Raw genomic sequence first — 25,878 nt, forward strand, 5'->3', positions numbered from 1 at the left:
AAGGTAAAAGTATCGATACAATCTCAAAAAACTTTTCCTACAATCAATTTTCTGAGGACATGAAAGTATTGCTTGATACATTACATTTAAAACAGGTTAACCTTGTTGGATGGAGTGATGGAGGAAATACAGGGTTAACTTTGGCAATTAAACATCCGCAATATGTTAAGAGGCTCGTAACAATGGGAGCCAATTTAAACCCTTCAGACACATCTATTAATAGAAAAGTGAAAAAAGGTATTCAAAAAGACATTGTAAAATTAACTAAGAATAGTAATGGTCATGAGAACGTAACTGTTAGATTGTTAGAAATGCTTCTAAGAGAACCAAATATAATTCCTTCTGACTTGGAGAAAATATCTGCCAAAACTTTAGTTCTAGCTGGTGAAAAGGATATAATTCTTGAACAACATACAAAACTAATAGCCAACAGTATTTCTAATTCAAAAGTCGAAATATTAAAAAAACAAACACATTTCCTACCCCAAGAGAATCCTGAACTATTTAATAAAACAGTATTGGAATTTTTGCTTGAGTAGTAAGTACTGTGTACAACAACTAAGCGTTCGTGTGGCAGGAACTGCCCAACATGAACGGTAGGTTGACGTAACCGATGACAGAATTGCTACTTTATGGGGAATGGTTTAGTTTGCGGAACTTTTAGGAAAGAAAATCTTGCAATAGAAAGTCCTTTAAATGCAGTGATTTCAAAAAAAGGATAAAGTTGTAGATTGATCTACAGCTTTTTTTGTGTTTTGTATTTGAAATCAGCTTAATATAAAGTGACGAAAATGTGAACTTTAGCTACCTTTAGCTTACAATCAACAAAAAGCTAAATTTCATGAGCCTTGAAAATCATATCGAAACTTAGCAAGACCGTTACAACCACACATCAAACGAAACAAATGACTAAAAAAATTAATTGGGGAATCATAGGCTTAGGAAAAATAGCAAATAAGTTTGCTGCAGATTTACAGCTTTCAAACAATGCGGTACTCTATGCCGTAGCCTCAAGAAATGAAGAGAAAGCCAAAGCTTTTAGTGAAAAATATAAGTCGACAAAATTTTATAGCTCCTATAAAGAATTAGCAGCCAATCCCGAAATAGATGTCATCTATATTGCGACACCCAATACCTTTCATTTTAAGAATACCATGATGTGCTTAAAACAAGGAAAGGGTGTACTTTGTGAAAAGCCGATGGGTATAAATTATCGAGAAGTAGATACAATGATTCGAGAAGCCAGATTAAGAAATTTATTTCTGATGGAAGGCATTTGGACACGATTTATTCCCGCAACGAAAAAATTATTAGAAATACTTGATAACAAAACCATAGGCGATATTTTGTTTATTCATGCTGACTTCGGATTTAAAGCAGACTCGAACCGTGAAGGCAGATTATATAATAAAAAACTAGGTGGAGGCTCCTTACTTGACGTGGGCATCTACCCCATTTATTTAAGTCTTATAAGCTTAGGTATTCCCATCGACATTAAAGCGATGGCTCGTATGACAGATACTAATGTTGATGGTTACTGCTCAATGCTTTTTGATTACGAAAATGGTGCTAAAGCTATTCTCGAATCAACTATTGAAGCTAATACGCCCACGGAAGCAACTATTTATGGTAGTAAAGGCTCCTTAAAACTTCATAAACAGTTTCATCATTCCGAAAAAATAACAATTTCTCAAAATGACGAAGAAACAGTTTTAGATATTAAGCACAAAGGGAATGGATATACACACGAGATAGAGGAAGTAAATAGTTGTCTTCTGAATAACGACATTGAAAGCTCCAAATTACCCTTAAAAATAAGTATCGATATGATAACATTGATAGATCGAATTAAAGAGAAAATTGGACTGAAATATGAAACAAAAAACAGCGACTAAGCATATCTAAGAATAACAAGTATAACATTATAACCTACCAAGTTATAAGCAATTCATCAAAATAAAACTAACTGATAACTCGATACTATGAATAAAAGATCTTACTTATTATTAATTACAATAGTATCTGCCTTAGGTGGCTTATTATTTGGCTATGATACTGGTGTTATAAATGGGGCTCAATTTTATTTAAGCAAACATTTCGATTTAGATTCAGCCATGAAAGGCTGGGTCGTTGGAAGTGCACTGTTAGGCTGTTTAGTTGGTGCCATTGCAGCTGGTCCTTTAAGTATCAAATTTGGAAGAAAATACTCTCTAATCATTTCGGCTTTCTTATTTTCAATTTCAGCCTTTGGTTCTGGTTTGCCATCCATTTTTCCAGAGTCCCTATCCTTATTAGTCGTATTTAGAATTATTGGTGGTTTGGGTATTGGTATAGCATCAATGAATGCACCTATGTACATTGCCGAAATAGCACCAAGTAACATACGAGGAAAAATGGTTACGTACTACCAGCTTGCAGTAGTCATCGGCTTTTTTGTCGTGTTTTTGGCCACATATTTTATTGGGAATAGTTTAACAGACGCAGAGAATATAGCCTTTGGTTGGAAACACATGTTCTGGTCAGAATTAATTCCAAGTTGCTTGTTTCTAATATTACTCTTTTTTGTACCAAAAAGCCCACGTTGGTTAGCTCTTAAGGGAAAAGATGCTGCGGCATTAACTATATTAACCAAGATTCATGGTCCAAATCAAGCAGATAAAGAAATAGAACAGATAAAAAGCTCTCTTAAAACGAAGGATAATGGTATTGAGATCAATTATTTTTCGAAAATAATATTTGGCATTATACTCATAGGAACAACTCTCTCCGTTTTACAACAGTTTACAGGAATAAATGCTGTTTTATATTACGGTGCCGATATTTTTGAAAAAGCACTGGGCTTTGGTAAAGAGGACATTTTAGCACAACAAATATTGCTTGCTTTTATTAATCTTATATTCACTTTTGTTGCCATGTTCACAATAGATAAATTTGGACGAAAACCCTTAATATACATTGGATCTATTGGTATGATAATTGGTTTTTTATTGTTAGGAATAACCTTAAAAGAGCAATCTGTAGGGTTTTTATCATTATTGGGCGTGTTAATCTTTATTGCTTCATTCGCACTTTCGATGGGTCCCGTAGTATGGGTTTTACTTGCCGAAATGTTTCCCAATAAAATTCGTAGTGTAGCCATGTCTGTAGCGGTAGCAGCACAATGGGCAGCCAACTATGTGGTATCGCAATCTTTTCCTGTGGTAATGGATAGTGATATAAATAATGGATCAACTTGGAATGGTTCTTTACCTTATTTTATATTTATTGCCTTTATTGTAATAACGATGATCGTTACTTATAAATATATACCTGAAACGAAAGGAAAATCTCTTGAAGAAATTGAAGACTTTTGGAAAGAGTAATAAATAAGGCCTTGGAAATACCTCTCCCATTCAAAATAGAATTTTAATGGCTTATATAAGAATGTCAAATAGATAAAATATGGTACCAAGAATAACAAAACTAAATGAAAAAAAATTAATAGGCATACGACTAAGGATGAGCTTAGTCAACAATAAGACAGGAGAGCTTTGGAAAAACTTCATGTCTAAACATAGAAATATAACAAACAAATTAACGAACGATATGATTTCTATGCAAGTTTATAATTCCTCATATTATAAAAATTTTAAACCGAGTAATGAATTTGAAAAATGGGCAACAGTCGAAGTAGCAAACTTTCATATTGTTCCCCCTGGAATGGAAACTTTTACTTTACCCGGTGGACTTTATGCCGTTTTCGATTATAAAGGATCGAGCACTGACAATAGCATCTTTCAATATATTTTTACGACTTGGTTACCAAATTCAAAATATGAAATAGACGATAGACCTCACTTTGAGGTATTAGGCGAAAAATACAAGAATAATGATCCACATTCGGAAGAAGAAATATGGATTCCAATAAGGTAAAACAAAACCTGCTCTTAGCAATATCTAGTATATCAAACAAATTGAATACTGAACGTTTATCACAAGAGAAATAAATAATATGACACTATATTGGATAATATCTTTAAGTCTTTTTGCAATTTTTATTGTTTTAATAACATGGTTATCATGGAACTATTATAAAAAACAAAATAAGGAAAAAACGTGGAAAATATGGGGCCTAAATATTTCATATTGGGAAGGCGTTGCAACTGTAAGTTGTGGCTTAACCGTGTTGACTCTTTTCTTATTAAAATGGATTAACTTATTGACTTTTTAAAAGCTCGTTTACCATACATGTAAAATAATCAGGTGCAATAATAAAATAAAAACAGCTATTAATTTTCATTAGTCTTTAAATTCCAAAACTGTCGATAATTCACAGAACCTCTCAAAATGTAAGCTTTGGCACATATAAAAATCACATTTTTATGGAAAACATAGATCTTAATAAAATTATAAAACAGCTAGAAATTAATAATTTTGAAGTATTCCTAGCCAAGAATACGCAATCAGCTAAATATATATTTGAAAACGAAATATTAAACAAACTAAAGATATCTAGCGTATCTTATGCTGACTCTATTACCATGCGTCAGACTGGAATTCTTGATGTATTAAGACATATGGATTCAATAGAATTCATAGATACTTTTGATAAAGATGATAGCTGGGAAGATAAAATCGGCAAAAGGAAAAAAGCATTAACAGTCGATTTATTTTTGACAGGAACAAATGCAATTACGGAAAAAGGACAATTAGTAAATTTAGATATGATTGGTAACCGGGTTGGTTCAATAGCTTTTGGTCCTCAAAATGTTGTTTTATTTATTGGAAAGAATAAAATAGTGAAAAACCTAGACCAAGCCTTTAATAGAATAAAAACAATCTCGGCTCCGTTAAATGCTAAACGTCATGAGAATTTAAACACCCCATGTCAAAACACAGGTGTTTGTAGTGATTGCAGGAGTCCTCAAAGAATTTGTAATACGTGGACAATAACTGAAAAATCCTATCCCAAAAATCGGATTAAGATTATATTAATTGACGAAGAACTGGGATATTAGAAAATAAAGACTGAGATGCAATTTGTTGACATAAACAAGTAGAATATTTTGAAAGTTTTTTACTTTTAATGAGCAAGAGAATCATTTCAAAATTATTATCTTAATAGAAACTCTAGGAGCAGTAAGCTTCCACTTACTAAAATACAAATTAACTTATAAGGCTACTTACATAGCACCAAACATGATGTGACATAAAAGATTAAAAAGATGGATACAATAAACAGCATTATAGATTTTGAATTCTTAAAGATTGGTAAATACTCCCTTACCATGGGAAGTATACTATTTGTTGTATTTACAATTATCTTCACTAATCTCATATTATGGATCGTAAAAAGAATCATATTTCGTAATAAAAAGCTCACAAGATTTGAAGATGGGAATTTGCATTCATTATTTCAGATCATTAAATATGTCATTTGGATTTTAGCTATACTCCTAATCTTAGATACAATAGGACTAAAGCTTAACGTTGTATTAGCTGGATCTGCAGCCTTACTTGTTGGTATTGGACTTGGTTTACAAAATACATTTAACGATTTTATTTCCGGAATAATTTTACTTTTTGAAGGCTCAATAAAAGTTGGTGACATTTTAGAAATAGATAATGACATTGTAAAAATACAAAAGATTGGGATGAGAACTTCTGAAGCAATGAACAGAGATGACATCGTAACAATTCTTCCAAATTCGTTAATCACAACAAATAAAGTAATTAACTGGAGCCATCAATCAAAAAAAACAAGATTTAGAATCAATGTTGGAGTTGCCTACGGTAGTAATGTCGAATTGGTTATTGAACTACTAAAAAAAAGTGCATTGGAGCACCCACAAATTAAAGATGAAGCATCGATACAAGTCAGGTTTGTGAATTTTGGAAATTCATCTTTAGATTTTGAATTATTGTTTTACAGCAAAAATATATTTCGAATAGAAAACGTAAAATCAGAAATTAGAATAATAATTAATCGAAAATTTATTGAAAATAATATAACGATCCCATTCCCTCAAATTGATTTACATTTAAAATCAAATAATACAGAACTATTAACAAAATAAATGATTGCTCAACAAAGCTCTCCCTTTAAAAAAAGTAAATAAACCAGATCACACCTGCAAATAGTTATTCACATAATTATTTGTATTTATAAAGTTATTAAATGGTTCGCCTATCCAAGCTCTACTCTATCCCATAAGGAAGATACGAGCTCTTGACTTTTATTTAAAAAACTTAATAGTATAAAATAATTTTATTAGATTTACTACCCAAGGTTCACTTAAGAGCCATAATATATGGATATTACGCCAATCTAAAATCAGGAGATAAGCTTAATTTAAATTGAGCAACTCAATAAAACAAAAAAGATGATCCCAAAACTCACCTACGAAGAACTAGAAAAAAAAGCTGCTTTTTTTCAAACTTTTGCAGAAAATTTATATGATTGGGAAATGTTTGTTGATTTGACAGGTAAAATTAAATACATATCCCCCTCGTGCGAATTAATAAGTGGATACACTGCAAACGAATTTATCGAAAACCCCAAATTACTAACTCAAATAGTTCATCAGTCAGACAAAGAAATTGTATGTAATCATTTTAATAGAAAAGCAGATAGTAATGAAAATACAGTAAATCTATCCTTTCGAATAATAACAAAAGAGGGTAACATAAAATGGATAGAACATAATTGCCATAGAACTTTTGACAACAAAAAACAATTTATTGGATATAGTTCTAGTAACAGAGACGTTAGCAAACGAATAGCAAACAAGAAATTAGCAGAAGAAAAGGAAAATAGAATACAAAGTATTTTTCGTTCGGCCCCAACCGGTATAGGTGTTGTAAATAATCGAATATTAACACATGTGAACGATCGTTTGTGCGAAATAACTGGATATTCAGCTAGTGAATTAACGAACCAATCTGCACGTATTCTTTATCCAACAAAAGACGATTATGAATATGTAGGTGAAGAAAAATACAGACAAATACACTTAAAAGGAACAGGAACTGTAGAAACTCATTTTAAAAGGAAAAACGGAGAAATAATTGACGTTTTATTAAGTTCAACACCCATTAATTTGGAAGATTTGAGCAAAGGTGTAACTTTTACAGCATTAGATATTAGTGATAGGAAAAAATCGGAAACACGCTATCGCAAAATGTTTGAAAATATGAAAGCTGGTGTATCAATATATTTACCAACTAAAGACGGTAAAGACTTTCTTTTTCTCGAATTTAATAAAGCCGCCGAAAAAATTACAAAAACAACCCAAGATAAGGTTATTGGAAAAACATTACTTTCCGTGTTCCCCAACATGAATAAAACACCATTTTTTGAGGCTCTACAAACAGTAAATAAAACAAACCAAGACTTAGTTTTACCTGCTTTTTATTATAAAGATGATCAAAGAGAAGGCTGGCGAGAAAATCACATTTATAAATTATCAACAGGTGAGATTATAGCAATTTTTGATGATGTTACTATTCTTAAAAATGATGAAATTCAACTTAGGAATAAGAATAAAGAATTAATAATTGCCAAAAATAAAGCTGAAGAAAGCGACCAGTTAAAAACTGAATTCATCAATAATTTGTCGCACGAAATTCGAACACCAATGAACGGAATTTTGGGTTTTTCGAATATTATTAACACCCCAAATTTAACTGATGCACAACGAAAAGACTATATAGACATTGTTCAAAGCAGTGGAAATCAGTTAATGCGAATTATTGACGATATTTTAGAAATTTCAAAACTTGAAACAAAACAAGTTAAAACTGTTGAAAAAGAAATCTGCTTAAATGATTTATTATTAAAATACATTTCAATTTTCGACATTAAAGCAAAAGAAAACAAAACGCCTTTATACCTAAAAAATGGACTTGCAAATAAAGAAAGCATCATATTAACCGATGAAACAAAACTCAATAAAATTTTAAACAATTTACTCGAAAATGCGTTTAAATTTACGAGATCAGGATTTATTGAATTGGGTTATAATCAAAAAAATGATGAATTAGAACTATATGTAAAAGACACAGGTATTGGTATACAAAAAGAGAAACAAGACATCATATTTGAAAGATTTTCGCAAGAAGAAAAAGATTTAGAAAGAAATGTTGGTGGTCTTGGTTTGGGATTATCAATAGCTAAAGGAAACGCCGAATTGCTTGGCGGTAAAATAACGCTTCAATCAGAAAAAGGTGTAGGTACAACTTTTTATATCACAATACCTTATAAACCTGTAAATATAGTTCCTCAAAGAAATAATCTCGATACTGTAAAAGAAAAATCAACAACAAAACAAGATAAGTATACAATTCTAATCGTTGAAGATGAAGAGATAAATTATTTATATATTGATATATTACTTAGAAAGTTTGATCTAAATTTAAACGTAATACACGCTAAACATGGTAAAGAAGCCGTTGAAATATGTAAGGACAATGATGAAATTAATATTATTTTAATGGACATAAAAATGCCAATTATGAATGGTTTTGAAGCGACAAAATTAATCAAAGAATTCAGGCCAAATATACCAATCATTGCGCAAACAGCATATACATCAGAAAAAGATAGGGAAAAAGTGTTCTCGGCAGGTTGCGATGATTTTATGTCAAAACCAATAAGCAACAAGATACTAAAAGAAATTATTCATAAACACTTAATATTAGGCGAATAACAAGTGCCATTGCAGAATTAAAAAACATAAACGCTCTATTGTAAGAGTAATCTTTTTAGATAAAAGTTGAGTTATAATGCTACATATTATGACTAGCATATCGTAACTAAAAAGAGAAGCCAAGTTATCCCGAACCGTCAAAAAGTGAATTTAAAAATGAGTAATTATATTGAAATATTACACAGTGTTTCCAACAAGCTAACAGACGTTACTGAAGAACTTCAAGTTTATCAGATAATGAATGATGGCATTAAGGAACTTCTCCCAAACTCTTCTTTTATTATAGTCAAACTTCAGCCTAATGATTTGAATTTTAGGATAATTCATAGTTTCGGATTCGAAAAACACTTTTCTATCATAAAAACACTACTTGGTAAAGATCCATTTCAAATAAATTTCCCTTTTAGCGATTTATCTGAAATGAAACAACAAGAATTTAAAAGCCGAAAACTTCATTACTTTACTGATGGGATATATGAAATTGCAAATGGAAGGATAAATAAAACAATTTGTAAGACGATAGAAAAGATACTTGGTATATCAGAAGTTTATGCCATTAGTTTTTGCATCGGTGAGCAATATTTTGGAGGAGCAACACTTTTTATTCCTAAATCGACCATCAATACTGGAAAAATAAATAAGGAATGTTTACTTACCATAGAAAGTCTTGCCGCCCAAGCATCATTTGCAATTAATAAGTTACGCGATTTTGAAGCATTAACCATAAAGGAAAATGAATTACTAATTGCTCAATCCAAGTTTAATCAACTTGTAAATCAGTTGAATGATATTGTATGGATAGCTAAAAGCGACGGAACCGAAATAATTGATTTGAACAATTCCTTCGAGAAATATTTCGGTTATCCTTCAATAGAATTTAATAAAAACACAAACCTATGGTCAGACATCGTTCTTCCTGAAGATAAGGAAATTGCAGTAAAATCTGGTGAGAATTTATCTACTTATGGAAATGCAGAATGTGAATATAGGATAATTAAAGCTGATGGCAACATAATGTGGCTTCATGAGCGTAAATCAATTGTATACGATAAGACCGGACAACCCATTCAAATGGGAGGTATTGCAACAGATATTACCGAAAAGAAGTTATTGGAAGAACAGTTGAGATTAAAAGATTATGCTTTGGAAAACTCCCCAAATGCAATTGCGTTTACAGATTTACATGGAATTATCACATATATTAATAATGGATTTTTAAAACTTTTTGGATATGATGATAAAACAGAATTAATTGGCAAACCTATCTCTAATTTAGCATCAAAAGATGATAAACCCGAAATAGTATTAGATTCATTACAAAAAGGAAAAGTATATATTGGAAATGTTAAACCTAAACGAAAAGATGGTACAATATTTCATAGTATTATATTAGCGAACCCAGTCGTACATGAGCAAAAAACCTTATGTAGAATGACTGTTTTTATCGATATTAGCAAACAAAAAGAGTTAGAAGCAAATCTTAAAAAGAGCGAAACTAATTTATTAAAATCAAACAAAGAAAAAGATAAGTTTTTTGCCATTATTGCCCACGACTTAAAATCTCCTTTTAATGGAATGCTTGGTCTTTTAGATATATTGTCCAATGATTACGCAATGTATACTGATAACCAAAGACTCAACATAATAAAGTCATCTAATGAAGCAGCACAAAAAGCATTTTCACTCTTATCTGATTTATTGGAATGGGCAAGACTTCAAAACAATCACGTTGAAATAAAAGAAGAAACAATTGATCTTAATAAAATTATAACAGAAAATATTAAACTTAGCTTGAATAGCACACAGGCAAAAGAAATTTCGATAAAGAATAATATAGTTCAAAATACCGAGGTAAAGATTGATGTCAATTCAATTAACACCTTAATTCGAAACTTATTAATGAATGCAATTAAATTCACTCACTCAAATGGGACCATTGTATTCGATTTTAAAAGGATGGATAATTCATTTGAAATCAGTATAACAGATACAGGCGTTGGAATGAGTGAAGATACAATAGGTAAATTATTTAAACTAGATGAAAACGCAAGCATGCCGGGTACTAATCAGGAAAAAGGAACAGGATTAGGCCTGCTAATTTGTAACGGAATTGTCACAAAAAACAAGTGGAAAATGAAAGTTGAAAGTCAGCTTGGCGAAGGATCTACATTTAGAATTTTAATTCCAACAAATGACTAATAATAACTTTACTTTTAGTTCTTGAGGACACGACTATAACTATTCCCATTAGGATATAAAATCTTCTAAACGATTCCTTTTATAACAAAAGTGCTGTTCTGAAACGTTACCTCATCGCTAACAGCTTTATCTTTTAGTAAGCCACCAATTGGTGAGGCTAAAGAAATGGCATAACAAGTTTGATTATCTACCTGAACTTTGCCAATACCAATAGAAATGAAATAAGTTCCATTATCCGTTTCAACTAGACTACCAAAAGCCACTTTATTGAATTCTTCTGTGATATCAATTCGAGCCAATTCTTTTCTCTGCTTAGCTGTTTGATTAAGTAGAACTTCATTTTTTTCAATCTCTATCTGCATCATCTCACGACCTGTCTCGTACTTATCGCCCGCACTACTCTTGGTGTCGTTATTTCTTGAATCCTTCGCAGAAGCAATGGCCTTATTAATGACCTCGATTTTACGATCTAGTTCATCTAAAATTTTATGGTACACAAAGCCTTTCAACTTTTTAAATTTATCCATTCTATAACGCATTAATCTTTGTTCGAAGATAAGCTTTATCTGAATTTAAGATCTTATAGAACAACAAAAAAACATCATATTTTATTCAAAACAACAATTAGTGCGTTTTGAAAGATGCCTCAATTAAAGCAAATTTGGCCTTTACAACATCTAATGTCTTATCCCATTAATGGAAATTATTATCAAGAATAAAGTGCTTAAAATGCCTCTAATTCTTATCTTTATTCAAGTCATAGCACAAAGTATTCAAGCTATCGGTTTTATAATTAATCTTTTAATTCATTTCTAATTTATATGATAGCAGATTCATCTCATCCAATTGTTCTTTTCGATGGTGTTTGTAATTTATGCAACAGCTCTGTAAGATTCATATTAACGTACAACCGAAAAAAAAATTTGCACTTCTCACCATTACAATCGGCAAAAGGACAAGAAATACTGAAGAATTTAAATTGGAACAATAAAACAATGGATAGTCTGATTTTTATAGAAGACAATCAAGTTTTTATAAAAAGTGAGGCAGCATTTAAGATATCAAGCCACTTGGCTTATCCTTGGAAAGTAGTTTATCATTTTAGACACTTACCGAAACGTTTTTGTGATTGGTGTTATGATAGAATAGCTCAAAACCGTTATTCTTGGTTTGGTAAAAAGCAATTTTGCATGATACCCAAGGAGGAATGGAAAGATAGATTCATCTAAAATACAAAACCCGAAAATCTAATGACTTTCGGGTTTTTATATATACTATAGTGAACTGTTATGAATTAATCACCAAAACAGATGCCAACACCTTTGGCTGTTTGTATCATATTCGATGTAGGACTAACAAGATTTTGTTTTCCAATAGCATCAAGAAGTGGTACGGCTACAATATCAGGATGACGAGAAGCCACCATATGTCCAAACTTCTTCTCAAGAACCATCTCAAAGGCTTTTACACCAAATTGAGTTGCAAGAATACGGTCATAAGCCATAGGAATACCACCACGTTGTAAGTGACCTAATACAGTTGTTCGAATATCAGCTTCAACACCAGCTTGCTTCAACTCCATTAACAAACGATCAGCAGCTCCACTCAATTTCAAGTTAGGATTACCCACTTCAACACTTTCTTCAGCCAAAGCTTCACCATCAATAGGCATAGCACCTTCAGCAATCACAATAATTCCAAAACCTTTACCCTTTAAGAAACGGCTATCCAGTTTTTTCACCACTTGATTAATGTCATAAGGAATCTCAGGAATCAAACAAGCTTCGGCACCACCGGCAATAGCAGCAGATAATGCAATCCATCCTGCATCACGTCCCATAGCTTCCAAAATGAAAATACGGTTGTGAGATGCAGCAGTTGTTTTCAACTTATCTACAGCCTCAGTACAAACCTGAACAGCTGTTTGGTAACCGAAAGTAAAATCAGTTGCCATTAAGTCATTATCAATAGTCTTAGGTACCCCAATAATATTAAGGCCTTTTTCGTAAAGCTGTTGAGAAATCTTTTGTGAACCATCACCACCAATGCTAATTACAGCATCAACGCCTAAGTATTGTAACTTACGAATCATCTCATCCGAACGATCGGCTGATCCCCAAGTGCCATCAGAATTTTTAACTGGCCAAGCAAAAGGTCCACCTTTAGTTGTAGTACCAATTATTGTTCCTCCTTGATAATGTATGCCTTTAACAGCTGCATCATCTAATATTTTTATCTCAGTTGGTTCCTTCAAAATTCCATCAAAAGATTGAATACTTCCAATTACTTCCCAATCTTTTTCTTGTGCTGCACGTTTTACTACCGCACGAATTACGGCATTTAATCCTGGGCAATCGCCACCCCCTGTTGCAACTAATACTCTTTTCATATTCAAAGTTTAAGTTTCTGACTGATGAATAATATAGATCTAATTCTATTAGAAGAAAGCATATTTTAAATCATCAACCAATTATTTCAATTATATAGCTTGGCTAGCAGCTGCTAAATTATAATTATTTTCTTAAAACAAAAGAAACATTTTCACAATCAGCACTTTGCAATCGTTTCCGAATATATATTTTACTAATATATAACACCTTATTTTAACCGATAGACCTGTATTTTAAAGCTTTAAAACACAGAAGTTTAATTTACATTAAATTTTTAATAAATTTGTTTATACATAGATAAAGAATTATGAGAATTAAACTATTTAAAGGAGATATTACACAATTACGAGTTGAAGCCATAGTAAATGCAGCTAATTCGACATTGCTTGGAGGCGGAGGAGTTGATGGAGCCATTCACCATGCAGCAGGACCTGAATTACTAGAAGAATGCAAAACACTGAAAGGCTGCATTACCGGCAACTCAAAAATGACGAAAGCCTATAAACTACCATGTAAGCATGTTATTCATACAGTAGGTCCAATATGGAATGGTGGTCAGAATAATGAAGACAAACTTTTAATGTCGTGCTATGAGAGTAGCCTTAAATTAGCAGAAAAGAATAAACTTAAATCCATAGCCTTTCCTAATATAAGCACAGGTGTATATGGTTATCCAAAAGAAAAAGCTGCTGAAATAGCAACAAAAGTAATTATTGAAAACTCAAACAAACTAAAATATATAAAGGAAGTAACCTTTTGTGTTTTTGATGACTCAAACTATGAACTCTATCAAAACTTATTGAAAGACCTATTATAGAATTACAACTAAATAAAAAAAGCTGTCCGATTGGACAGCTTTTTAATTATTTTTTTTGGTTTTTCTAGAACGCAAACTGTAAACGAGTTTGAATCATATTAAAATTTTCTTCTCCATTTAAAGCGTATTCGTCCAAATCTATATTTGTGAAGTTGAATTTCATTAAAATATTGTGATTTACAAACCAAGTACAACCAAAACTCAAATCCTTTTGTTTACCTCCCATTATAGCAGCTTCAGGATCATTTAAATCTGTTTCATTATATCTAGCTAACAGCTCAACCGATCCAGGTCCTGGTTTTGCCAAACGTGCTGATTTTATTTTATACTTGTAATTACCACCTTTTATCAAATATCCAAGCTGTGCATACCAGCCTTTTGAATGATAATCCTCATTCCCTGATTTTCTAAAAACCGAGGCATCGATATATTCACCTTGTAAGGAAACTGGTCCTCTAGCTGCAATCATTTCGAAACCAAGCTTCATTTGATTTTCAACAGCTCCAACATTTGCATCGATAAATCTTCGTCCTTCGATATGAGTTGCTGCCCTTGAACGGTAACGAATTGATTTCATCTTTTCACTTCCATCCTCATTAAAGCCTGCAGCATCTGCAGTTCTATAAATACCAGACATGCCTATATGAAATAATCCACCATCAGTTTGAACTGGAGCAAATACAAACCTAGAAGTTAAACTATAACCTTCGTCACCTTCAGTTTTATTATTGGGATCGCTACCAAATAGGCCAGCTTCCCAAAAGTATTTATTTCCCCAAGTGGCATAAGAAACACCTAAGTTTCTCCCAGGACGAAATGCTTCTATCGTACTAGACACATGCATAAATTTAATTGTTTTTGAACTTTCAGTTTGTTCAACACCAAAAGGTTCATAGAAGTAACCTGCACGTAAAAAACTATTTTTGTTAATTTTATACAAAAGAAAAACATCTTTTAAAGACACTGCTCCTCCAGCAAAACTAACATTGATTTTTGCATCCCATTTTTTCCACAAACTTGCTTTCATCAACATACGAATGTCACGCATTTCGCTTCCCGAACCTAAATCCGTTTCATCATCAAAATAAGCAGCAGCATCCATATATACACGACCTCCAAAACCAAATTCTAAACTACCGTCTTTAGTAGCAAATGATACAGAACCGTTTTTGATTTTAGTTGAAATCTCTGTTTTTTCTTGAGCAATTGCACCTAGAGTTAAAGTCAATAAGAATAGACCAACGATTAACTTCATTTTTTTCATTGTGGTTGTTTTTATTTAGTAGTATTCAAGATCTAATATAAAAATTAGTTTTTCGATCTCAGCAACAAATGTAGTATCTCAATTCAAACCATAAGAATCAGCAAGGTTAACTTTAGGTTAAGAGACGGTTGAATTAAAGTAAACAACCATTAAAATGAAACACAAACCCAACAGATGACACAATAATAAAAAAAAAAAGAGTGAGTCAAACTGAATTGACCCACTCTTTTAAAATTACATGTCGAAGTGTAATATTTTATCGTATAGATTAGAAATTAACCTGTACTCTAGCACTTACTGTACTAACATTCTCATCCAATGGATATGCCCAGTTGTTTATATCCATATAACTATAGTTTAAACGAAACATCACGTTGTTACTCAAATAATAGTTAACACCAGCGCTATAAGTTTCTGCTTTTCCACCTTGAATACTCATGTTTCCAGCTCCACCTAAAGATGCCATAAAATCAGCAGAACCATAAGCTCCGTTAAAATAAGTACCATCTATATCGTTCAAATTTGTGTTATCGTAACGAACAAGGAATTCGTAAGAACCCGCTTTTGGACGATTGATATAAGCAGTTGAAGAGTTGTATGAGTAATTATCACCCAATACGAAACCAGCTGTTACATAGTATGCTTCTGTTTCGATATCGCGCATTTCGCCATACCATCCTGGATAGTCACCAGGTTTAGTTGGCCATGCATATCCACCATCAGCAGTATGAGTCCAATATGGGTTATCATTCATCAATCTTGATACGTAATCATCGTCACGAGTTACTTTAGTTTTAGTATACTCAGCTTGCAACATAAATGGGCCACTAAGAACCATTGATTGGAAGTTATAACGCATATCTGTTCTTGCACCTTGAATATCAGCATTTAAAAATTTATTCTCAGGACCTGCAGATAAAACAACTTCACGGTTGTAATCATCATCATTTAACGTTTCATCGAAACCATTAGCCTCTGGAATACGATAAGTAAATGATCCACCTACTTGAAAAAGAACTTTATCACTTACAATTGGTGTATAAACCAATTTAGTTGTAGTTGAAAAACCTTGATCACCATCATTATCGTTATCTACAGAACCAGCAAAAACACCAGTTGAACCATAGAATTTATCAGAATAGTAAGTGTAACCAATACCAATACTACGACCAATTCCCATAGCCTGAGTTGTATTGGAAGCTCCGATAAAACGAAGTTCTTTACTAGAAGCAGATGCCTCGATACCAAAAGGTTCGAAGAAGTTACCTAAAGTGAAGATACTATTCTTAGCTTGATTATATCTTAAGAATGCATCCTTAATTTTAACTTCGTCGTTACCAAAACCTACATTTACCTTAGCACTCCATTGTCCCCACTTTACAGTAGTTCCTAAACGGATATCTTTAATAGATGCGTCTGAACTTAAATCAGTCTTATCATCAAAATAATGAACACCATCCATATAAATCCTACCATTAAGACTTACTTGATAAGCCTTATCTGCTGAGGTTAATACGATTCCTCCTTTTTTCGACTCTACAGTCAATTGTTTTTCTTGTGCTACTGCACTTGCCGCTACCATTCCTAAAGCTAGAGTAGCGATATATATCTTTCTTAACATATCTTTATCGTTTATAGATTTTACAATGTGTAACCTAAGTCTTCCATTACTTCCTGTGCAGTACCATCAACACTACGATTTTGATACTTCATTGACAAATCTGTCAAGTTAGTAAATCCACCATCGATAAACATGTTTCTATTCACATCGTAAGCGAAATCTCCGCTAATTTTACGATTAGCATCATCAAAACGAGAAACTCCAGCATAAAAATAGTCACCATTGTATTTTCTCAACTGATCTTCAGTATCGAAAGAATAAGCATGAATAATCATACCAGCACGGTGATACATTTCACACATCCAAGGCTCTGTAACTTCAGGATAGCTATTAGGTTTTCCAGCAATAGAAGGACCTGCAATATGACAGTTATATTCTACTGAGAAATTAATCCATTCAGCCAAAGATTCAACTGTATTAGATGGACGTACATAAGAAGCACTTTCATCACCCCAAAGTAACATACACTTAGGTACATTAGGAAGTTCTTTCTCCAAGTTTACAACAGATTCACGAGAGAATGTTTGTAAAATAACACGAGCTTTTGTGTTCGCTACATCAACTTTTCCAGGAGTTGTAACAATTGCGCGTGGAGAATCAGTTACATTCCATCCTACCTCAGATAAAAATTCAGCTAAATCTGCTTCCATACCAGGAAATAAATAAGGTTCTTTAGTCTCAACATAAACACCAGGACGGTTACCATTATCTTTGTCATCATCAACAAAAACAAACTCACCAATTAATGATTCTTCTAGATCCAAAGTTTCGGTTCCATCAGCTTTTTTATAGTAAGGTTTACCTTCAGAATCTCTCTTTACTTTCATTCCTTCGGCAATCAACAATACATCTTTTAGTGTACAAATTTGTAATCCGATGAATGAGTTACGAGCATTTTCAGGTTTATCAATATTAAACCAAGAACCTGCATCAATTTGTCGTAATTGTTTTAGAGTAAAACGACTTACTGGATAATCATCTTGTCCAGGAAAAACAGATTCAATATTAGATGTACGTTGAAGATTACCATCGTGTAATGCTAAAAGGAAACCATCACTAGTTCTCTGAAGATCTAGTTCTAAATAATCAGCACCCATATTACGTGCCCAACGGAAAGCTGCTTCAGTCTCTTCTGGAGCCCAAAAAGTAGAACCACGGTGTGCAATCACAGCATCAAGTTTCACATAGTCACGAACTTCCTTAGCTGCATCGCTAAGCTCATTCAATGGGTATGTTTTGTATAGGTTTAATGGATTGTAGTCGGGAGTGTCATCTTCACAACCTGCAAATCCAATGCTAGACAAGATTAAAGCTCCTGCCAACAATTTTCTCACATTAAAATTTTTCATGTGTTTAAATTTATAGTTAGTAATTATTAAATCTACAATTAACATTATTGAGGCCTAAGCCTCAATAATTTAGGGATAATTAATATTAATCGTGAAGCCCCTTATGCCCATGGGCTTCTTGAATCCACGAAATTCCAATTAGGATAATAGCAGCAACACAAGCTCCAAGTAGAACAGTAAAACCACCGGTCCATCCATAAGAATCAACAACAGCACCCATTGCAATATTTGCAAACAAAGCACCACCTAGGTAACCAAACAAACCTGTTAGGCCAGCAGCAGTACCAGCTGCTTTTTTAGGAACTAAATCTAAAGCATGAACACCAATTAGCATTACAGGACCGTAGATTAAGAAACCAATACAAATAAGAGCAATTGAATTCATTAAAATAGATTGGCTAAACCAATACAGTAGTATTGAAACAAAAACCAATGACATATAAATAATACTCACAGGAGCACGTTTTCCCTTAAACACTTTATCACTTAAATAACCACAAAGAAGTGTTCCAGGTATTCCTGCCCATTCATAAGCAAAATAAGCCCAACCAGAATCTGTAATAGAAAAACCTTTAGCTTCTTCAAGATAAAGAGGAGCCCAATCTAAAACACCATAACGCACTAAATAAATAAAGGCATTAGCAAAAGCAATAGACCATAACAATCTGTTTTTAAGAATATATTTCATGAAGATTTCCTTAGCAGTCATCTCCTCTTCATATTTTTCAGAATAATTATCTGGATAATCGTTTTTATACTTTTCAATATTAGGTAGTCCACATGATTGAGGTGTATCACGAATTAAAAGCCAAGCAATTACTGCAACACCTAAAGCTACAAAACCAGGAAAATATAATTTAGAATGCCAATCAGTAAAAATTGCGACACCTAATATGGCAAGAGGCCCAATAATTCCACCACCTACATTATGAGCAACATTCCAAATAGACATCTTAGTTCCACGCTCACGAATAGAAAACCAGTGAACCATAACACGACCACATGGAGGCCATCCCATTCCCTGAAACCAACCATTCAAGAGAAGAAGAACAAACATGATAGCAATTGAAGAAGTCGCTACTGGTAATAATCCCATTACAATCATTGTAATAGCAGATAATACAAGCCCTAAAGTTAAAAAGCGACGTGCATTACTACGATCTGAGACATTACCCATAATAAACTTACTCAAACCATAAGCTATAGAAACACCTGATAAAGCAAAACCTAACTCCGTTTTTGAATAACCCAATGCTACTAAATCTGGCATAGCCAAAGAGAATACCTTTCTTACAAGATAATATCCAGCATAACCTAGAAAAATACCCATAAACACCTTCAAACGCAATCGTTTGTAAGTCGGGTCAATCTTTTCTTCTGACAGCAATTCTTTATGAGCTGCCGGTTTTAGAAAACCAATCATATCAATATATTTAGGTAAGTATTTAAATTTAACAGGTGAACGCTGTTAAAAATGTATATTACTAGTTAGGTAATAAATCTAAAAGTTAAATGTTTAGATTCATCAGTTATTTAACATCAAAATGAATACTTCTACTCGTTGTCTGTCTGCTTTTCTACATGTTTACAATCAGCATTATCTTTCGCCTCCAACTCTTTGTCTAGCAAGTCAGAAAAGTAAATATAAAGACGATTCATAGTAGCTTCATATTCAAACGTAAAATTATTCTTCCATTCCATATCAAATTGAATTAAACACATAATTTAACAAGATACTTTGTTATGCTATGTGGTTCGAGAAAAAAAAACAAGCAATGCTTATTTTGTTATTTTTAAATCGAGAGGGCAAAAGTATAAAAAATACATAGCTATGCAACGTATATCTCTCAAAAATATTTTATTTATAAAAACTCTTAATAAATACTAATACAACTAAGACTTTCAAACAATAAATTATATTAGTAAAAATGAGCAAATCGCTAATTTAAAGATGACTACATATTGATTATAACATACAGCATCTTATTCTTTTGATAAAAAAGTGAATCAATTTTCATTGATCCACTTCTATAATTGTATTAATCTCTATGTTTATTAATCAATAAAATGATTAGAAATTAATTCCAAAAATCAAGTTTGCTGTTTCAGCCTGAGGGTTAATTGCAACTTTAGCCCAAGTATCTAAAGAAAGATTATCTGTGATTTTGATAATTTTATTAGTTGAAGCACCAATATTCACAAAACCAAAACTCTCTCCATAAGCCTGATCTTCGAAAGCATTTAAACCTGCAAAGAAAGAAACACTTTGGTCACCAATTTTTACTGGGTAACCAAACTCTACATAAGTAGAATAATTTTGATCACCATCAGCATCTAAATCACGACCAAAAAGCATTGTATTCCAACTAATACTCAATGGAAAATTATCATTAAAATAGAAATTAAAACTTGCATCAATTAAGTGATTGGTTGATTTCTTATCTAAATCAAGATAATCGTAATCGTCAATAGATTCTCTATCTCTGTTTGCAAATAAATCCCAAACTGCAACATTAAAATGATCGCTAAATTTGTAACCTACATGAAAATCGAACTCAGAATAAGTATTATCAAGCGCATAGCCACCCCAAGCACCAAATGTGAAATTTTTATTGGTATAAACCATATCCGTTTCAATATTAGTAGAATTACTTACCATGATACCTCTCCAATAGTGACGAGTAGTTAACGATGGACTAATTGTTACTTTACCTTGTGCGTTAACCGTAAGGTTTGATGCCATTATTATAACTAGAACTAATAATGTTGATAGTTTAAATGTAATTTTTTTCATAAGATGTAAACTTAAGCTCTGTAAAATGACTTTGCCATAAAATTCACTTACAGAGCTTGATTAAATTTTTGTGTAGATTAATTAAATAGACCAATTAAAGGGCAAGAAGCTGAAGATAAAAACATAAATAAGCCTGCTGCCAAAAGACATCCTATTATAGGAGCAACAACTGGAACTAAAGCATATCCCCAATCACTATTTCTCTTATTCTTCATTGGAAGAATAGCATGCATAATTCTTGGAGCTAAATCTCGAGCAGGGTTAATTGCATATCCTGTAGTTCCACCAAGAGAAAGACCAATAGCAATAATTAAAAAGCCAACAGGTAAAGCACCCAAAGTACCTAATCCTAACTTAGCATGTTCAATACCATGTCCTTCCAAAGAAGGTCCTACCATATAAAAGATAACCAACACCAATACGAATGTTCCAATTATTTCACTAATTGAATTACTGATAATATTACGAATAGCTGGACCTGTACAGAAACAAGCTAATTTTGCATCACCATCTTCTGTTTGGTTAAAATGATCACGATACATTAACCATACAAGTGTTGTTCCTAGAGCAGCACCCAACATTTGAGCTATAATAAACATAGCAACCTTTGACCATGCAAACAGACCTGCTGCAGCAAGACCAATTGTAACTGCTGGGTTAAGATGAGCACCTGATACAGGACCTGCAACGGCAACACCTACAAATACAGCTAATCCCCATCCCATTGAGATAACGATCCAACCACTGTTTTGTCCTTTTGTCTTATTTAATACAACGTTTGCAACAACTCCGTTACCAAGTAACATAAGTAACATTGTTCCTAAAAATTCTGCAATAAATTCACACATAATATTAGATTTTATGATTTATATTTTAAAATAAATGCCAGATAGTTCCAATCTCTCAGATCACTCCATCTCCTACCTGGCACCAATCAAATAGTTTTATAATTAGTTAGTTATGATTCTGTATCCCAATTTTTAGCACGACCTAAAGCTTTATTCCAACCTGCAATAAGTCTTTTAGATTCGTCTTTAGCCATTGTAGGTTCGAATTTACGATCCATTTGCCATTGGTTCTTAATATCATCTAAACCATCCCAATAACCTACTGCTAAACCAGCTAAATAAGCTGCACCAAGAGCTGTAGTTTCAAGTGTTTTTGGACGATATACCGGAGCATCTAGAACATCCGATTGAAATTGCATTAATAGGTTATTAATTGCAGCACCACCATCAACACGTAGTTCTCTAATTTCGATTCCAGCATCAGCTTCCATAGCTTTTAATACATCTCTTACTTGGAAAGCGATTCCTTCCAAAGCAGCTCTTGCAATGTGAGCAGCTGTTGAACCACGAGTTAAACCTACAATTGTTCCTCTAGCATATTGATCCCAATGTGGAGCTCCTAAACCTGTAAGAGCAGGCACCATAAATACACCACCATTATCTTCAACCGAAGTAGCTAATGCTTCAACATCTGCAGATGACTTAATAATTCCTAATCCATCGCGTAACCATTGAACAATTGCACCACCCATGAAAATACTTCCTTCTAAACAGTAAGTCGTTTCACCATTAATTTGCCATCCAATAGTTGTTAATAAGTTATTTGTAGATTTTACGGGCTTATTTCCTGTATTACATAGCATAAAGCAACCTGTTCCGTATGTATTTTTAACCGAACCTGGCTCTATACACATTTGTCCAAAAGTTGCAGCTTGCTGGTCACCAGCGATACCTGCAATAGGTACTTTATGAGCAAATAGTGTCGTTGTTGTGTATCCATATACTTCTGAAGAAGACTTAACTGTTGGCAACATACTTGCAGGAACAGTTAAAAGGTCTAACATATCAGTATCCCACTCAAGAGTCTTAATGTTATAAAGTAAAGTTCTACTAGCATTCGAAACATCGGTAATATGAACTGTACCTGCAGTTAATTTCCAAATTAACCAAGAATCAACAGTACCAAAAGCTAATTTTCCTGCTTCTGCTTTTTCACGAGCACCTTCTACATTGTCAAGAATCCATTTTACTTTAGTTCCTGAGAAATAAGAATCTATAATAAGTCCCGTTTTATCCTGAATCATATCAGCATGCCCTGCAGCTCTTAACTCATCACAATATTTTGAAGTTCTTTTATCTTGCCAAACGATTGCGTTGTAAACCGGCTCACCAGTTTCACGATCCCAAACTATAGTAGTCTCTCTTTGATTTGTGATACCAATAGCAGCAATACTCAATCCATTAACACCTGCTTTAGAGATAGCTTCTGCAGCAACTCCAGCTTGAGTAGACCAAATTTCGTTTGCATCGTGCTCTACCCATCCTGGTTGAGGAAAAATTTGAGTAAACTCTTTTTGTGCAGTCGTAATCATTTCACCTTTTTTGTTAAAAATGATTGCACGAGAGCTTGTTGTTCCTTGGTCGAGTGCTAAAATCAACTTGTCTTTCATAATAATTTCAGTTTTAATATTTGGGTACTGGTTAATTAATATCGTTTATTAATAATATCAAATACTAATCGATAACAATTGCATAATGGAATCGATTGCATAATTGTGAAAAAAAATAGATTAAATTAGAGAAGTAATCAGCCTACTCCTATTTAATCAATAAAATTTATTCTTTTGAGAAATTAAGATGAGTGATTATATACAAACACTCATCCTAATAAATCAATCATATCAGCTTTTAAACTCTGTGAAAATGAAACAATGGGTTTATTATCATTTATAAATCCACTAGTTTAAAAGCCTCTTATTTTAATACATATCTCAAAGCTAAAGTTTGGTATTTCTCAACTTGGTCTGCTTCCCAATTCGAGTCAAAACCTAATTCCTTAGCTAATAAAGCTGCAACTTCAGGAGCTATTCTTGAACTTTCTTTTGCATCCAACAATAATGCTCTTGTTCTTCTTGATAAAAAGTCTTCAACTGTTCGAGCCATCTCATGACGAGCAGCCCACACAACTTGTGCTTTTATTATACCTAAATCTTTACTCAAATAGCTTCCTAAATTCTTATCCTCTCTAGCTAATACTAGTATTTTTTCAGAATCAGAACCATAAAAGTATAATGGATCATTCAAGTCGACATTCATTTTCCACCCATGAATTGCTAAATTACGAGTAATAGACTTTTTCATTGGATAAGAAGATACTTTAGATGCAGTATCAACAACATCCTCAGCCATTTGACGATAAGTAGTCCATTTTCCACCAGTAATTGTAACCAATCCTGCTTCGGAAGTATAAATTTTATGTCCTCGAGAAATTTCTTTCGTTTTTTTACCTTCTCCTGTTGGAGCCGCTAATGGTCTTAAGCCTGCAAATACAGATTTCACATCAGAACGTTTAGGGGCTTTAGTTAAATAACGACCTGCTGTTTCTAGAATAAAATCAATCTCTTCTTCTAGAGCTTGAGGTTCTAATTCAGCATTTTCCTTTTGTACATCAGTTGTTCCTACTACAACTTTATTGTGCCAAGGCACAGCGAATAAAACTCGCCCATCAGAAGTTTTAGGAATCATGATTGCGTATTCGTTGGGAACAAATTCTTTATCTAAAACAAGATGAACACCTTGACTTACACAAACCACATCTCTGGACTTAGGCGCGTCCATTTTAATAATTTGGTCAACAAAAACACCTGTTGCGTTAATTACTACCTTCGATTTAATATCAATACGTTCTCCTGTTTCTCCATCAATTGCAGTAACGCCAGATATTTTACTATCGGTTTTATTTAAACCTACTACTTTTATATAATTAGCAGCAGTTCCGCCACGTTCAACAAAAGTTTGGCACAAATTAATTCCAAAACGAGCATCATCAAATTGTCCGTCATGATAAACAACACCACCATTTAAATCCTTTTGCTTTAAAGTAGGTATATTTTTAAGTGTTCTCTTTCTTGAATAAGGTAAAGAACGTCCAAGACCTAAACGACCTGCCATTAAATCGTAAGCAGTTAAACCCAATGTGTAATAAGGTTTCACCCACCAGTTATAACTTGGAATAATAAAGGATTGATCCTTCACTAAATGAGGTGCATTTTGCTTCATCAAACCTCTTTCTCTAAGAGCTTCGAGAACTAGTGAAATATTTCCTTGAGCTAAATACCTAACACCTCCATGCACCAACTTGGTACTTCTACTCGAAGTTCCTTTAGTAAAGTCATGTTGTTCTAATAATAAAGTTTTCATTCCACGTGTAACAGCTTCTACAGCTGCTCCAAGCCCCGACGCACCACCACCAACAATAACAACATCCCAAACTTGGTCTGTATCTTGAATTGTTGAGATCATTTTATTACGTTCCATCATCATTTTTGCTCCTCTTTGTTATTAGCCTATTAGGTTTTAACATTAATATCGAACGTCACATCATACTATACTTTGTAGTAGTAAGCGACTAAAAAAGAAAATATACAAATAGGACTTATAAAAATTCTTTTATCAACCGACAACTCAAACATATAAAAAAATACATAGCTATGCAAAGTATGTTCTTTAACTTTGCTTATTTAGAAACGATCTATGATTAAAAAATAAATAACTATAAAGCATAATACAAATAATATATACAGGTAAAACGATCTTATTTATTGATGTATCAATAAATATAAACAACATAATAATATAATTAAATTGAAGGATGTTTAATCTATTATAAATAAGCCAAACCTTTTTCACATCCTATATAAGCTAAAGTTTCAAACAAAAAAAAGGCGATAATTTATAAAATTATCGCCT

22 protein-coding genes are annotated in these 25,878 nt (G+C 32.8%); 11 read left to right on the forward strand and 11 right to left on the reverse strand.

Annotation, left to right across the window (positions count from 1 at the left end):
* The 9 genes from EMN46_RS17310 to EMN46_RS17350 form a co-directional block, all read left to right on the forward strand.
* Positions 1-539: alpha/beta fold hydrolase (locus EMN46_RS17310; RefSeq protein ID WP_154202088.1), on the forward strand; the 539-nt coding region annotated here is incomplete at its 5' end.
* A 366-nt stretch (positions 540-905) separates the two neighbouring features.
* Positions 906-1,895 (forward strand): Gfo/Idh/MocA family protein, encoded by a 990-nt coding sequence (locus EMN46_RS17315; RefSeq protein WP_154202090.1) that lies wholly within the window; start codon positions 906-908, stop codon positions 1,893-1,895.
* 87 nt (positions 1,896-1,982) lie between these two features.
* Positions 1,983-3,362 carry a sugar porter family MFS transporter gene (locus EMN46_RS17320; protein ID WP_154202092.1) on the forward strand — a complete coding sequence of 460 codons (1,380 nt, stop codon included), beginning with the start codon at positions 1,983-1,985 and terminating at the stop codon, positions 3,360-3,362.
* Positions 3,363-3,441: 79 nt separating this feature from the next.
* Complete coding sequence (locus tag EMN46_RS17325) at positions 3,442-3,912, forward strand: GyrI-like domain-containing protein (RefSeq protein ID WP_154202094.1); 471 nt, start codon at positions 3,442-3,444, stop codon at positions 3,910-3,912.
* 79 nt (positions 3,913-3,991) lie between these two features.
* Positions 3,992-4,210: a hypothetical protein gene (locus tag EMN46_RS17330; protein WP_154202096.1), complete on the forward strand. Its 219-nt coding sequence runs from the start codon at positions 3,992-3,994 to the stop codon at positions 4,208-4,210.
* A 151-nt stretch (positions 4,211-4,361) separates the two neighbouring features.
* Positions 4,362-4,997, forward strand: coding sequence for a lactate utilization protein (locus EMN46_RS17335; RefSeq protein ID WP_154202097.1), 636 nt, complete (start codon positions 4,362-4,364; stop codon positions 4,995-4,997).
* A gap of 207 nt (positions 4,998-5,204) precedes the next feature.
* A complete protein-coding gene (locus EMN46_RS17340; protein WP_154202099.1) occupies positions 5,205-6,056 on the forward strand; it encodes a mechanosensitive ion channel family protein in 852 nt (283 codons plus the stop codon).
* A 306-nt stretch (positions 6,057-6,362) separates the two neighbouring features.
* A complete protein-coding gene (locus EMN46_RS17345; RefSeq protein ID WP_154202101.1) occupies positions 6,363-8,687 on the forward strand; it encodes a PAS domain S-box protein in 2,325 nt (774 codons plus the stop codon).
* 156 nt (positions 8,688-8,843) lie between these two features.
* Positions 8,844-10,886 carry a PAS domain-containing sensor histidine kinase gene (locus tag EMN46_RS17350; RefSeq protein WP_154202103.1) on the forward strand — a complete coding sequence of 681 codons (2,043 nt, stop codon included), beginning with the start codon at positions 8,844-8,846 and terminating at the stop codon, positions 10,884-10,886.
* A gap of 65 nt (positions 10,887-10,951) precedes the next feature.
* On the opposite strand, the gene EMN46_RS17355 is transcribed toward EMN46_RS17350, so the two are convergent.
* Positions 10,952-11,413: a 3-oxoacyl-ACP synthase gene (locus EMN46_RS17355; protein ID WP_154202105.1), complete on the reverse strand. Its 462-nt coding sequence runs from the start codon at positions 11,411-11,413 to the stop codon at positions 10,952-10,954.
* Positions 11,414-11,707: 294 nt separating this feature from the next.
* On the opposite strand from EMN46_RS17355, the gene EMN46_RS17360 reads away from it, so the two are divergent.
* Complete coding sequence (locus EMN46_RS17360) at positions 11,708-12,115, forward strand: thiol-disulfide oxidoreductase DCC family protein (protein ID WP_154202107.1); 408 nt, start codon at positions 11,708-11,710, stop codon at positions 12,113-12,115.
* A 65-nt stretch (positions 12,116-12,180) separates the two neighbouring features.
* Here the strand turns inward: EMN46_RS17360 and EMN46_RS17365 are convergent, their stop codons facing one another.
* Positions 12,181-13,275, reverse strand: coding sequence for a 6-phosphofructokinase (locus tag EMN46_RS17365; protein ID WP_154202109.1), 1,095 nt, complete (start codon positions 13,273-13,275; stop codon positions 12,181-12,183).
* A 308-nt stretch (positions 13,276-13,583) separates the two neighbouring features.
* Here EMN46_RS17365 and EMN46_RS17370 point away from each other — a divergent pair, with 308 nt between their 5' ends.
* Positions 13,584-14,093 carry an O-acetyl-ADP-ribose deacetylase gene (locus EMN46_RS17370; protein ID WP_154202111.1) on the forward strand — a complete coding sequence of 170 codons (510 nt, stop codon included), beginning with the start codon at positions 13,584-13,586 and terminating at the stop codon, positions 14,091-14,093.
* 64 nt (positions 14,094-14,157) lie between these two features.
* Here the strand turns inward: EMN46_RS17370 and EMN46_RS17375 are convergent, their stop codons facing one another.
* The 9 genes from EMN46_RS17375 to EMN46_RS17415 form a co-directional block, all read right to left on the reverse strand.
* The gene (locus EMN46_RS17375; RefSeq protein WP_154202113.1) at positions 14,158-15,357 is read right to left on the reverse strand and encodes an OprO/OprP family phosphate-selective porin; all 1,200 of its coding nucleotides are present in this window, start codon (positions 15,355-15,357) and stop codon (positions 14,158-14,160) included.
* Between the two features lie 268 nt (positions 15,358-15,625).
* Entirely contained in the window at positions 15,626-16,978 is a 1,353-nt protein-coding gene (locus tag EMN46_RS17380) for an OprO/OprP family phosphate-selective porin (RefSeq protein WP_154202115.1), read from the reverse strand.
* Between the two features lie 20 nt (positions 16,979-16,998).
* Complete coding sequence (locus EMN46_RS17385) at positions 16,999-18,327, reverse strand: glycerophosphodiester phosphodiesterase family protein (RefSeq protein ID WP_195715301.1); 1,329 nt, start codon at positions 18,325-18,327, stop codon at positions 16,999-17,001.
* Between the two features lie 85 nt (positions 18,328-18,412).
* Positions 18,413-19,750, reverse strand: a complete 1,338-nt coding sequence (gene glpT, locus EMN46_RS17390) for a glycerol-3-phosphate transporter (protein WP_154202119.1) — start codon at positions 19,748-19,750, stop codon at positions 18,413-18,415.
* A 131-nt stretch (positions 19,751-19,881) separates the two neighbouring features.
* Complete coding sequence (locus tag EMN46_RS17395) at positions 19,882-20,049, reverse strand: hypothetical protein (RefSeq protein WP_154202121.1); 168 nt, start codon at positions 20,047-20,049, stop codon at positions 19,882-19,884.
* 349 nt (positions 20,050-20,398) lie between these two features.
* Positions 20,399-21,121: a hypothetical protein gene (locus EMN46_RS17400; RefSeq protein ID WP_154202123.1), complete on the reverse strand. Its 723-nt coding sequence runs from the start codon at positions 21,119-21,121 to the stop codon at positions 20,399-20,401.
* A gap of 77 nt (positions 21,122-21,198) precedes the next feature.
* Complete coding sequence (locus EMN46_RS17405; RefSeq protein ID WP_154202124.1) at positions 21,199-21,969, reverse strand: MIP/aquaporin family protein; 771 nt, start codon at positions 21,967-21,969, stop codon at positions 21,199-21,201.
* Positions 21,970-22,079: 110 nt separating this feature from the next.
* Positions 22,080-23,579 carry a glycerol kinase GlpK gene (glpK, locus tag EMN46_RS17410; protein WP_154202127.1) on the reverse strand — a complete coding sequence of 500 codons (1,500 nt, stop codon included), beginning with the start codon at positions 23,577-23,579 and terminating at the stop codon, positions 22,080-22,082.
* 304 nt (positions 23,580-23,883) lie between these two features.
* The gene (locus EMN46_RS17415; protein WP_229130408.1) at positions 23,884-25,452 is read right to left on the reverse strand and encodes a glycerol-3-phosphate dehydrogenase/oxidase; all 1,569 of its coding nucleotides are present in this window, start codon (positions 25,450-25,452) and stop codon (positions 23,884-23,886) included.
* Positions 25,453-25,878 lie beyond the last annotated feature (426 nt).

Origin of the sequence: Ancylomarina sp. 16SWW S1-10-2 (genome assembly GCF_009669305.1) — a bacterium.
Taxonomy (GTDB): domain Bacteria; phylum Bacteroidota; class Bacteroidia; order Bacteroidales; family Marinifilaceae; genus Ancylomarina.